The 12,179-nt window shown below is 59.8% G+C and carries 8 protein-coding genes and 1 pseudogene; 2 read left to right on the top strand and 7 right to left on the bottom strand.

The window, feature by feature from the left end; all coding sequences use genetic code 11:
- A partial coding sequence (locus JNL55_RS31000; protein ID WP_293863665.1) for a serine hydrolase domain-containing protein occupies positions 1-954 on the bottom strand: 954 nt, incomplete at its 3' end.
- A 74-nt stretch (positions 955-1,028) separates the two neighbouring features.
- A complete protein-coding gene (locus JNL55_RS30995; RefSeq protein ID WP_293863662.1) occupies positions 1,029-3,524 on the bottom strand; it encodes a TonB-dependent siderophore receptor in 2,496 nt (831 codons plus the stop codon).
- A 169-nt stretch (positions 3,525-3,693) separates the two neighbouring features.
- On the opposite strand from JNL55_RS30995, the gene JNL55_RS30990 reads away from it, so the two are divergent.
- The gene (locus JNL55_RS30990; protein WP_293863659.1) at positions 3,694-4,239 is read left to right on the top strand and encodes an RNA polymerase sigma factor; all 546 of its coding nucleotides are present in this window, start codon (positions 3,694-3,696) and stop codon (positions 4,237-4,239) included.
- 4 nt (positions 4,240-4,243) lie between these two features.
- Positions 4,244-5,269: a FecR family protein gene (locus tag JNL55_RS30985; RefSeq protein ID WP_293863656.1), complete on the top strand. Its 1,026-nt coding sequence runs from the start codon at positions 4,244-4,246 to the stop codon at positions 5,267-5,269.
- A gap of 12 nt (positions 5,270-5,281) precedes the next feature.
- Here JNL55_RS30985 and JNL55_RS30980 read toward each other — a convergent pair whose 3' ends face one another.
- The 5 genes and pseudogenes from JNL55_RS30980 to JNL55_RS30960 all read right to left on the bottom strand — a co-directional run.
- Positions 5,282-6,169 (bottom strand): dienelactone hydrolase family protein, encoded by an 888-nt coding sequence (locus JNL55_RS30980; RefSeq protein WP_293863652.1) that lies wholly within the window; start codon positions 6,167-6,169, stop codon positions 5,282-5,284.
- Positions 6,170-6,177: 8 nt separating this feature from the next.
- Positions 6,178-9,069 (bottom strand): TonB-dependent receptor, encoded by a 2,892-nt coding sequence (locus JNL55_RS30975; RefSeq protein ID WP_293863649.1) that lies wholly within the window; start codon positions 9,067-9,069, stop codon positions 6,178-6,180.
- A 112-nt stretch (positions 9,070-9,181) separates the two neighbouring features.
- Positions 9,182-10,144, bottom strand: coding sequence for an alpha/beta hydrolase (locus JNL55_RS30970; protein ID WP_293863646.1), 963 nt, complete (start codon positions 10,142-10,144; stop codon positions 9,182-9,184).
- 14 nt (positions 10,145-10,158) lie between these two features.
- Positions 10,159-11,334, bottom strand: a complete 1,176-nt coding sequence (locus tag JNL55_RS30965; RefSeq protein ID WP_293863644.1) for a ChaN family lipoprotein — start codon at positions 11,332-11,334, stop codon at positions 10,159-10,161.
- Between the two features lie 23 nt (positions 11,335-11,357).
- Positions 11,358-12,179, bottom strand: a pseudogene (locus JNL55_RS30960) (alpha/beta hydrolase); the annotation flags it as partial.

Genomic DNA, 12,179 nt, shown 5'->3' with positions numbered 1-12,179 from the left:
GACCAGCTCATAGCCGCCTTCCTGCGAGACCATCCAGCCGACGCCGTAGGAGCGCGGCGCCCCCTTGACTGTCGTTGCATTCTGCGAAACCAATTGGTCGGTCATCCGCGCAATCGACTTCTCGCTAAGGATGGCAGCTTGATCCTTCTGCCGATGCTTGGAGAAAAACAAACCGAAGCGCGCCAGATCATGCGCGCTGGAATAAAGCGACGCCGAAGCTGGCTCGGCGGACTCGTAGAACGGCAGAGGCACACGATCGAAGTCATAGCGCACGGCTTGATGCTTCTCGAGCCCCGGCGCCAGATTCAAGGAGGAATGGGTCATGCCCAACGGCAGAAACACGTTCTGCCGCATGTAGTCGCCGTAGCTCTTGCCGGACACCCGCTCGATCAACTGACCGAGGACACCGTAGCCAATATTGGAATAGGCAAAGCGCTCGCCAGCCGGTGTTCCGAGAAAGCCGTAGCGAGCAATATTCTGGCTGATAGGCGGCAACTGCTTCAGTTCCTCGCCATAGAAGAACTGGCTGCTGCCGGTGAATCCCGCGGTATGGTTGGCCAGGCGACGCACCGTTGCCGCATCGGCATCGCCGATCCAGGACTTGATCTGGTCCGGCCCGAGATAATCATTGGCAGGTTTGTCCAGATCGACCTTGCCCGCCTCGACCAGCGTCATCAGCCCAATGGCCGTCAAAGACTTCGACACCGACGCCAGGCAGAACATGGTGTGTTCAGTGGCGGCCACGCGGTTCTCTACATCCGCCCAGCCGAACCCCTGCTGCCACAGAATCTTGCCATCCTGCCAAACAGCCACCGCCAGGCCCGGAACTTGTTTCTCCTGCATGTGGCGGCGAATAGCCTCGCGCGCACCCTCGAATCGATCCGCACTCGCAATACCGGGCAACGCGGCCGCAGCCAATGCGACCCAAGCCAACGAACTCAGCCGTGATTTCATAACAACTCTCGAATGCAAGGAGCCGAGTGGCGGATGCCACCCGGCTATTCGACTTCGCCTCGATGGGTCCGCGCTTACCAGTTGCCCCGCAGGGTCAGCATGTAGCTGCGCGGCGTGCCGTAAACGTTCTCTGAAGACGGCAGGCCGAGCGTCTGGTAGTAGGTCTTGTTAGATAAGTTGTCGCCATACACGCCCACGGACCAGCGCTCGTTGATCTCGAACTGCACGGAGGCATTCAAGATCGCATAGGCGCTCTGCGCAAATCGGTACGGCACATAGGTGTTACCGCCCGCAGTGGCCAGCGCAGTGCCGGTCACATAACTCTCCGACTGCGCCAGCACGCCGCCATTGACGGTCCAGCGCGACAATTGGCCCGGCAACTGCCAGGTCGTCCACATCTTCAACATGTGCTTGGGCGTCATGTTGAGGAAGTAAGCGCCCGCGGAATACAGCGCTCGGCTGTCGCCATCGAAACGATTGCTATTAAAGGTATAACCGGCGAACAACTGCCAGCCCGGCGTCACTGTGCCGCTGAGTTCGGCATCGAAACCGTCGCTGGTAACGTCGGCCTGCTGCACGTAGCAGCAGCTCGAACCGTTATTGCCTGGCGTCGGCGGGAAGGCCGGATCTCTCACGCCCTGCCCGTTACGGGTCATGCGGTAGACCGCGACCGAAGCATTCAGCACGCCCGCAATCTCTCCTTTGATACCCAATTCCAGACTGTCGCCGGTGACCGGACTCAACGAACCGCCCGAGGCGCGCAGGAAATTGCCTTGCGACTTGAAGGTTTCGCCAAAGCTCAAGTAGGCCGACCAGTCCTCTGCAAAGTTCAAGCTCAACGCCGCGCTGGGAATGAACTTACTGTCTTCGTAGCTGAGGGTTCTGGGTGCGCCGACGGTGCCGTTGGACGCGACCGGGCGGTAAATCTGCTTGAAGCGGTATTCGCCGTAGCGGCCGCCGAACGTCAAGCGCAATGGCTCGGCCAGTTGCAGGCCCACCGTGGCGTAGAAACCGTTCTGCGTTTGACCGTTCTCGGGATAGAGGCCCGACAGCACCGCGGTCGGCTCCGGGTAGGCATTCGGGTCGAAGTTGAACACGTTGACCGCGGGGCCCGGATACGCGTAGCCCGTCAGCGCGTAATCTTTCTGGCCACCGCCATCGACCTTCGAGTAATCCGCGCCGAATGTGTAACGATGTTCGAGTCCGAACAACGAGACCGTGCCATTGAACGACAGGTCCAACAGATTCTGCACCGAGTCGTAATCCGTACCGCCGCCGTAACTGACCGTGCCAGTGCCGGTGAGCGGATTGACGGCGCCGTAGTTGGTGAACTGACGTAATTCGCTCTTCTGCGCGAAGCGCGTCGCATTCAGTTTGATGACGCCGCTATCGCCGTACTTCTGCTCGGCGCGCACGAAGACTTCCTGGTTGGTGAAGTACCAATGCGCCCACTCGGGGTTGAACGCAGTGCTGGTCGGCAAGCCCAACGACCTGCCGTCGGTGTAACGCGGGAAGCCCCAAGTGAAGTAACCATCTTCTTTGCGACGCTCGTAGCTCGCACCGACGATCAGCAATGTGCTCGGAGTGATGTCGTACTCGCCGGTGCCAAAGAACACCGACTTGTTCGATTCGCCGCGATCGTAGAAATAATTTTTGTCCTCGTAAGCCGCGACCACGCGGCCACGCAGTCGTCCGTCTTCCGTGATCGGGCCGGTCAGATCGAGTTCGCCGCGATACCGATTCCAACTGCCCGCGGACAGACTGGTCTTGATTTGCGGGGTGGACTTGGCGCGCTTACGCACCAGGTTGATAACGCCGCCCGGCTCACCGGCACCGCTGTACATGCCATCGACGCCACGAAGCATTTCGATGTGATCGTAAACCGCCGTGTCCGGCGTCAGGAACATTCCATAGCCGCCATCGTAGGCCGGCGCGCCACCGTCGAACTGCAACGTCTGCACCCGAAAGCCGCGCGAGAAAAAGAATGTGCTCACCGAAGTGAAGCTGCTCAGCGTGACGCCGGTGGTCTGGTTGAGCGCGTCGTTGAGCGAGGTCAGGTTCTGCGCCTCGATGCGCTCGCGAGTCACCAACGTCACCGACTTCGGCGTTTCACGCAGCGACAAGCCGGACTTGGAACCGGCGCTCAGGCGATTCTCGAGCGTACCGAACACCAGCACTTCCTCAACCGTATCGTCGACGCCACTGCTGGTGGAAGTCGAGCCGCGGCCGGCATTGCCCGTGGTCTGCTTCGGCAGGATCCGGACCACACCGCCATCGACGAACTCGTACGTCAGATCGGTCTTCGCCAGCAGCTGGTCGAGCGCTTCGCGGATGGTGAATGAGCCTTCCAGCCGCTGCGCCGTCAGCCCCTGGCCCAAGTTGCTATAAAACACCACCTGGACATTGCTTTGGTGCGCCAGCGAATTCAAAGCGTCGCTCAACGGCTGGGCCGGTATGTTCAGCGCAATTCTCTGCGTCGATACCGCATCGCTGGCCGCCAGCACCGGCTCGGCCAGAAGACAGGTCGCCACCAGACATGGCGCCAGAATGCCCGAATACAGAACTTTCATCGTCGACTCCCCATGGCGGTATGAAGTTGACCGCTCTTGGTCGAGTAGACTGCGCGGGACCGGCAATTTAGAGACGGAAAAAAAATCTTGTCCCTAAAGTATCGAGCTCGAATAGTCTCACTGTCTAGGAATCTAGTGCCTAGGAATCTAGCGTCTTGGCCCTCTCCGCATGACCCCCAACCGCTCCGATGAGCCCGAATCCCTGCGCGCCACCGCCCAGGAAGCGTTCGAGCAATACCGTGAGCGGCTGCATCGATTCCTGGTGTACAGGCTACGGAATTCCCGCGATGCCGACGACATTTCCCAGGACGCCTACTTGCGCTTCCTGCAGATCTCGACCCAGGAAACCATCCGGGAGCCGCAGGCCCTGCTGTACCGGTTGGCGTCCAATCTGGTGTACGAGTTCCATGTCCGCCAGCGGCGCAGTCACGTGACCTTCGACTCCGAAGTCGCCGACGGGCTCGCCGACCGCTCCGACGATATCTGGCGGGATGAAGTGGGCGAACGCATCAGCTCGGCGCAACAGATCGAAGCCGTCTTGCGCCGCATGCCCAAGAGCTACCAGATCGTGCTGCTGCTACGAAAACGCGATGGCCTGTCGCCGGAGGAGATTGCGCAACGACTGAATCTGAGCAAGGCGACTGTGTACACCTACCTGATTCGCGCCGTCGCCCTTTTCAAAAATGAATTCGACAGTTCCGGACCGAAGGCATAGCCACATGGACGTACGACAAATCAACGAAGACGCGGCCAGCTGGCTGATCCGACTGGAAACCGAACCCACCGCCGGTTGCAAGGCGGAGTTCTCGGCCTGGCTCGCCCAGTCCCCGCTGCATGTGCAGAACTTCCTGCTGGTCTCCGCCGCGTACCGGGAACTGGACGGCCTGAAAGAGGCGAACAGCATCGACGTCGAGCAACTCATCGGCGAATGGACCGCCGAGGAAGCCGGCAATGTGGTGGCGATGAATGCATCGGTTGCCGCTGCAACCACACTGCCGCTCGCATCGACGTCGGAGAAAGTAACGACGCGCGCCTCCAAGTGGACTGCTCTGCGTTTCGCTGCTGGGATTGCCGCCGTCGCGTTGGTCGGTTGGCAAATCGCCGGCACGCTGCTGACACCGCGCTACACGACAGCGATCGGCGAACAGCGCACCATCAAGTTGCAGGATGCGTCGCGAATCGAAATGAACGTGCGCTCACGCATCGAGGTGGATCTGTCCGCAGCGAATCGAGATATCCGCTTGCTCGATGGTGAAGCGTTGTTCTCGGTCGAGCACGACCCGAGCCGCCCATTTCGGGTCATCACCGACTACGCCGTCGTTCAGGCCATCGGTACCGAGTTCAACGTGTATCGCCGCGAAGGCATGACCACCGTTGCGGTGGTCGGCGGCGTCGTGCGGATCACTCCGACGAAGGGAACAGCCCAAACGCTCGCCGCTGGCCAGGTTGCGGATATTCGCAACGACGGTAGCGTGGTGCGGCACCCACCGGACGAAGTGGCGCGACAAACCGCCTGGCGTCAGCGCAAACTGGATTTTCGCGGTGCTTCGCTCAGCGACGTGGCTGCCGAGTTCAATCGGTTCAATCGAGTCCAGATCCAAATCGGCGATCCGGAAATCGCGCAACGCGAATTGAACGGCGTGTTCAATGCCGATGAGCCCCAAGCGTTGTTGAATTTCCTACGGAACGATCGCGATGTTCGGGTAGAGGATAGCGGCGAGCAGGTAACGATACGGCGGCGCTAGGTCAGCGCCGCCTCAGGCAAGTTCCTTCGCCAAGAAATCCACAGTTCGCTGCCAAGCAAGCGCCGCGGCAGCAGCGTCATACCGTGGCGTGGTGTCGTTGTTGAAGCCGTGCTGTGTGCCCGAGTACGTGTGCGCTTCATAGCGAACACCAGCCACTTTGAGGGCGACTTCGTACTCCGGCCATCCTGCGTTGACGCGTTCGTCGTTCTCGGCAAAGTGCAGTTGTATCGGTGACTTGATGCGAGCGGCATCAGCGCTGGGCGCCTGACCGCCGTAGAACGGAACAGCGGCTGCAAGCGTCGGCACTTGCGTAGCCAGGAAGTTCGCGATCGCTCCGCCGTAGCAAAAGCCTACGACGCCAACCTTGCGATTACCTCCAGGCAGCTTTTCCAAATAGCTCACGGCCGCCAAGAAGTCATGGCGGCACTTCTGCTGATCGAGCTTCTGAAACAAGGTCCGCGCCTGATCCTCATCGCCAGGATAGCCACCGAGCGAAGACAGTGCGTCCGGCGCGACCGCAATAAAGCCCGCGAGCGCCAAGCGTCGTGCGATATCTTCGATATGCGGATTCAAACCGCGGTTCTCATGCACGACCAGCACGACCGGCCGAGACACCGCACTCGCTGACGGCCGAGCAAGATAGGCATTTACGCTGCCATGTCCCTGGGTAGAAGGAATGACGATTCGTGATGTCTCCAGCCGCTCGTCGTTAGGCTCAACCTGCTGAGCTTCAGCGAAGCGCGGATTCAGCAGCTCCAGCAAGCCCTCCGCCGCCACACCCGCCGCTGCGTAGTTCGCGGCACGCTTCAAGAATTCCCGGCGCGGAATCAGTCCGTGCACGTACTCATCGAAAAGCTTTAGGACCTGCGGATGAAAGTCCAATACTGTCTTACGCGTCATAGTTGAGTTCACAAGCGGTAGTTGACGCCGACCAGGAACTGGCGACCGTACTCCTGATACGTTTGCACTCGCTGCTCACGCATCGCATACGAGATGTAAGGCTCGTTGGTCAGATTGTTGATCTGGAACAGCACCGACAAGCCCTTGAGCGTGCCCTCGTCGAATTCATAACCGAGCTGCGCGTCGGTGATGCGATCGCCCCTCACGTACTTTAGAGCGCGCTCGTTGGCGAAGTCGGTGATCTCGCCGATGTACTTCGACCGTGAGCGTGTCGCCACGCGAGCCGAGAAGCCAGCAACCTCGTAGTACGCCGTCGCGCTCCACACCGTCTTTGACAAGCCAGGCAACGGAATCTTGCCCAGGCCATTACCGCCCAGATAGTTGTTACCTGGCGGATCCTGGATGGTGATGCTGCTATCCGTCTGCGCAAAGCTCAGGATGGTGCCGAAGCCGCGAAGCTTGTCGCTGAACAGTTCACCCGTGAGCGACAACGCAAGCTCCATACCTTTCAAGTTGCCGCCTTCGCCATTGCGAGGCTGCGAATACAAGCCCGTGGTCGAAGCAACTGGCGGACACACATCGTCGCTAGGATCGGCAGGATTGCCGAGGTCACCCTGGTAGCAATAAGGCAGATCGGCCAGGAACGTAGTGAAGTCGTGGCTGGCGTCAGTCTGGTTGTAGATGTAGCTGTCGAGCTTCTTATAGAACGCAGCCACCGACACGTAGGCACCCGGTGCCAAATACTTCTCGTAGGAAAGATCGAATGCATCGGCGCGCCACGGATCCAGCTCTGGATTGCCGCCGACACCGCTCGGCACCAGACCACCGTTCTGAACACTGGCGCCCTGCTCGCTCGACGCTTTGAGTTGATCCATTCTCGGACGAGCGATCTCGCGTGCAACGCTCAGACGCACTGTCTGTTCCGCAGGCAACGCAAGTGCGAGATTGATCGCAGGCAGCACGTCGGTGAAGGTCTTGCCTGCACTGAACGGCTCGATCAGATTGAGCGCACTGTTTCGTCGTAGCGCGCTCGAACTCTGATCCGTGCTCACGACCTGCACGCCCACATTTCCACGCAGCGTTGCTGTCGACGACAGCTCGTGCTCGATTTCGCCGCGCAGATAAGCTGTGCCGACTTTTTCTTCGACAGTCCAATTCTTGCCGACCAGATACTCATATCCCGGCGTGGTCGCATCGGCATAAGTAATCGGTTGGTAGTAGGCCCCGAGCACCGCCGGCACATTCCAGGCCAGGATCGAACCCGTGCCTGCATAGGAAAGATTGGCGGGATTGAGCAGATAGCGCGAATCGACCTGATAGAACCGATTGTCGATGGTCGACAACGTCGTTTCCGGCTGCTCCTTACTCTTCTCGCGATTCGAATAGTTGAGGCCTACTGCGACTTTGGTCAGCCAGCCGTCGAGCTGACGCGCCACATCGACACGCGCCGACTTGAGCTCGTCTTCGATGTGCGGAATCCTTGAGTAGCCCGCACCGTAAACGGACGGGCCAATACGCACGCCGGCAGGATCAGCGTAGTTCCGATCGAAGCCCAGACGAGGCATCGAGTCCGGCGAGATGCTGAACCAGCCATTGTCGTAAACATAGCGCGGCGAGCCGGCGGGTGCCGAGTTGGAAGGCTCGTACTGAGCGTTCGTCTCGTAGTGCTGCTCCTCGCGTTCCGCTTTCGAGTAGCTCACATCCGCATTGAGTGTCCAGGCACCTGCGAGCCACTTGTTGTTCCAACCGAGCGCAGTGATGCTGTCTTTGGTCTTGTAGAGGAAGTTGCGAACCAACGGAATGCGCTGGTTGAGATCCGCAGCCACCACGGTGCCATTGACGACAGTCGGGTTCGAGTAGCCGAACACCGTGCCATTAGGGAACGTGCCGTCACAGCAAGGCGCAGGGAAACTCGCCAGGTTCACTTCCAGGCTGCGTGCGTTATCCACCTGGCGCCGCTTGGTGTAGTACACATCGAGCAAGCTGGTGAACGAATCGCTCGGACGCCATTCGATGGCGGCCATCGCCCCATCGCGGCGGTTCTTGCCCATGTCCGAGCGCACTTTCATGCCATCGGTGATGAAGTCATTGGCACCCACGCCAGGGTTGACGACACCGGTCGGGTTCAAGAAACCCGCACTCTGTGTGCCGCTCGCATGCCAAGGTTCATAAGTGCCTGCGCCTCGGATGGCCATCGGAGAATCGAGCCGCGCCACACCCAGCGTCACGCCGAGACGGTTGTCGAATAACTGGTCGATGTACGAGAAGCTGGCGCGATATCCCTCGTCTTTCGAGTTGGCGCCGAGATCGCCCTGGGAATTGCGCTCGCCGCGAACGTTGAGCACGACCGCTCGCTGCCCATACTCCAGCGGCCGTCGCGTACGCAAATCGATAGTGCCCGCCAATCCCTGACCGACGAGTGCGGCATCCGGCGTCTTGTACACGACCACCGCGCTCAGCAGTTCCGATGGGTACTGATCGAACTCAACACTGCGATTGTCGCCGGTGCTGACTTGCTCGCGACCGTTCAACAACGCGGTGGTGAATCCTGGATCCGTGCCGCGCAAACTGATAGCCGACGCGCGTCCTTCAGCACGCTGTGCCGTCAAACCCGGCAGTCGCGAAATGGAATCGGCGATGCTGGTATCGGGCAGTTTGCCGATGTCTTCGGCCGAGACCGCCTCGACGATGCTGCCTGAATCGCGCTTGAGTGCGATGGCGTCGTCGATACTGCGCCGAATTCCGGTTACGACGATGGTCTCGAGCACATCCTCGGACTTCGCATTGCTCGGCGTCGCCTCCTGCGCTGAGGCAGCGACAGTTGCCAACATCACCGAGCAACCCAACATCGTGGACGCGCGCGCCGACCGCGCACGAGAACCGTACGTAACTCTTGTCATCTCGAGTTCCCCCTGACTATCGGACCGCGCGGTGTGTCCGCTTTATTTCTGAAACGATGCTGCCGGTCATACTAGTGAAGCCGGCCGTGGCGGCAAGGCTATGACAACGTATTCATTTGGATTCTTTGCCAGTGCCGAGCAGGAAGCGCAGCGGGATGTCGATGCGCGCACGCCAAGCCGCTTCGTCGTGTCGAGCGCCAGGGAATTTCTTGCTCATCCAATTCTGGTCGCGACGATAGCCGCGTGCCTGCATCTGATCGTCAGCCAGCTTCTGGTAAGGCTCGTAGTCCTTGTCGATGCCCTCGGTGCCATGATCGAAGTAGATTCGATGAGTCGCAGGATCGGGCAGCTTGCCGCGCAAGTACTCAACCACCAAGCCGTCGCCGATGGACCAATGCGTCGATAGACACCCTGCTCCACCGAACACCTCGGGATACTCGGTGACCGCATACAGCGAGATCAGACCGCCCATCGACGAACCCATGATGAAGGTATCGGCGCGGCCCGGGCTCGTGCGGTAATGCTGATCGATGAAAGGCTTCAGCTCTGTGACCAAGAACTTCAGGTACGAATCCGCAATCCACGTGGGATTGGGCGACTGCGGTTGTCTGAGGCGAATCGTCTCCTTCAGCGCCGTCTCGTAACGCGTGCCGCGGGCCCACTCGACAGCCTTCTGCGGCATGTACTCTTCTCTACGCAGCGAAGAGTTGGCCACCGCCACCACGATGGCCTCACGCACGGCGCCTTCGGCGATCAGCTTGCTCATCGCCTCATCTACACCCCAGTCGGTCTGGTTCATGGCGATGCTGGGATCGAAGACGTTCTGGCCATCATGCATGTACAGCACCGGGAAACGCTGTGCGGACTCTGACTTGTAGCTGGGTGGCAGCCACACCCACACATCGCGCGCGGTGACGAACTTCGACTCGACCTTGTCGTACTTGCTCAACTCACCCGCGATACCCGAGCCGACAACTTTTGTCGGCGGGTTCGCAGCGTGTGACGCAGTAGTGACCCAGCCGGCAACGAGCGCCAGGCACAGCGAGGCAACACGAAACTTCTTCTGATGGATCACGGGTCCCATCCTCCTCAATGCACGGTGCTGTAGCGCTTGGGAATGTCCGCATAGTCGCGCAGCCTCTGTCGATACTCTTGCAAGGTCGCAGGCCGCGAGCTCATGTCCGGATCAGGGAATTGCCGGTGCGCCTCGGGCCAGTTCTGTTCGGTGAGGAACAGATCGTCGATGGTGCAGCCTTCATAGTCGGAGAACGGCTTCTCGAACACATACCCGTCGGCCAGATCGCGCAGACGGAAATCCGAGTAGCCGATGGCTTGGAAGCTGTCATCCGCCAGCGCCCCGAGCGGGGTGTTTTCGAGATCGAAGCCGACGCGCTTGTCAGTGAACTGGGTCATCACCTGATCGATGGCGCCCTTGGCCGGATAGACCAGCTCACGCGGGCCACCGACGCGACCGTCGAGCGCCCGATGCAACATGATGAAGAACACTCGGCTGGGCGCCATCTGGTACAACAGATTGCCCATGTAACGATCTTCGCTGCGATAGAAGCCTTCGGACAGATAATCATTCACCGGCTGTCGATACTTGGTGAACGCGTGCACGCTGCCGGTCAGGATCAGGATCTTGTCCTGCTTCTGCAGGATTTCCCGGCGCAACAGGTCGGCGCGATAGCGCTCCGAGTTGCCCTTATGGAACACCTTGGCAACGTTCACCGGCGTGCGGATACCCGTGTAGCCTTCCCAGTTGAATTTGTAACTGAGATTCAAGATGCGGAACTTACGCGCACCAGCAGGCAACGAGCGGTTGAGTTCCCAAGCGACACGGTAGATGTCCATGTACTCCTTGAACGCCCAGCCGACGTTGTAGTTGAACATCAAGCGACGTGCGACTGCCTCGTCATAGCGCTCACCCATCACCAACGCATCCAGCGCCGCCTGATCTTCGCTGGCGCCGAACTCCATGCCGAAATTGTAGACGCCCGCCTTGTACAGCCGCGGGATCAGTCGCTGTGCCAGCTGCAAGTTGTGCTTGATGCGATGATCTTCACCGAGCAACACGATGTCGTAACGCTCGAACTTGCCGGTGATGTACTGCTCCGGCGTCACCCAGTTCTCCTTGAGGTACGTGGCCAACCGTTGCGCTTCGGCATTCGACAGCGGCGTCGGTGTGGGCGCCGACGCCAGGGCCATCGCATGGGCCAGCATCAGTCCCCACATCACAACTATCTTGGCATGGATTTGTTTCATATCAATCCTGGGCAGTCCTGGCTTTATTCCGAAACGAAAGACAATGGCGGCATGGAGCGATACCGCCGTGGAAGGTCGCTATATTCCTCGAGCTTGCGCAGGTACTCGCGCGGGCCGGCCGGCCACGGATCGAGGAACGGGAAATCGGGATAGCGCTGGTGCGTCTCTGCCCAGTTCGCTGCTGTGACGAACTGTTGATCGATGCTGCAGCCTTCGAACTCGCGCAAGGGCTTTTCGTAGATGTAGCCGTCGACCAAATCTCGCAGGCGCAGGTTCGGGTGGCCGATGGCGTAGTAGCTATTGTCACGGAGCTCACCCATCGGTGTGTCGATCAGATCGAAGCCGACTCGCCTGCCGTGCAGCTTCGACATCACCTGCTCTATCGCGCCATCGGCTGGATGCACGAGCACTGCGCCACCACCGGTTTGACTGTCGAAGGCACGATGCAGCTGGATCGTGAATAGCTTCTGGGGGACCTCGGCGTACAGCAGCCCGCCCATGTAGCGCGACTCCAGTCGATAGAACCCTTCCGAGAGATAGTCATCGACTGGCTGTGCATAGCGTGTGAACGCGTGGCTGTTGCCAGCGAGGATCAGGATCTTCTCGGCTTTCGCCAGGATCTCGCGTCGTACCATGTCGGCGCGGTAGATCTCTGGATTGCCACGATGATGCACTCGGGCGAACGTCGTCGGCGTGCGGTTGCCTTGGTAGGCCGACCAGTCGTAGCGGTAGCTCAGATTTAGAACTCGGAACTTGCGAGCACCGGCAGGGAGAGATCGGTTCAACCGCCATGCCGCGCGATAGATATCCATGTACTCGCGGTAGGCCCAGCCGACGTTGTAGTT

Origin of the sequence: Steroidobacter sp. (genome assembly GCF_016790065.1) — a bacterium.
Lineage (GTDB): Bacteria > Pseudomonadota > Gammaproteobacteria > Steroidobacterales > Steroidobacteraceae > Steroidobacter.
The sequence above is the reverse complement of the archived record's forward strand: the minus strand, read 5'-3'. Positions and strand labels throughout refer to the sequence as shown.

What these genes read in the sequence shown, in the direction of transcription:
- JNL55_RS30990 (WP_293863659.1), top strand. Translation starts at nt 3,694, where the DNA reads ATGACCCCCAACCGCTCCGATGAGCCCGAATCCCTGCGCGCCACCGCC.
- JNL55_RS30975 (WP_293863649.1), bottom strand. Translation starts at nt 9,069, where the DNA reads ATGACAAGAGTTACGTACGGTTCTCGTGCGCGGTCGGCGCGCGCGTCC.
- JNL55_RS30995 (WP_293863662.1), bottom strand. Translation starts at nt 3,524, where the DNA reads ATGAAAGTTCTGTATTCGGGCATTCTGGCGCCATGTCTGGTGGCGACC.
- JNL55_RS30980 (WP_293863652.1), bottom strand. Translation starts at nt 6,169, where the DNA reads ATGACGCGTAAGACAGTATTGGACTTTCATCCGCAGGTCCTAAAGCTT.
- JNL55_RS30985 (WP_293863656.1), top strand. Translation starts at nt 4,244, where the DNA reads ATGGACGTACGACAAATCAACGAAGACGCGGCCAGCTGGCTGATCCGA.
- JNL55_RS30965 (WP_293863644.1), bottom strand. Translation starts at nt 11,334, where the DNA reads ATGAAACAAATCCATGCCAAGATAGTTGTGATGTGGGGACTGATGCTG.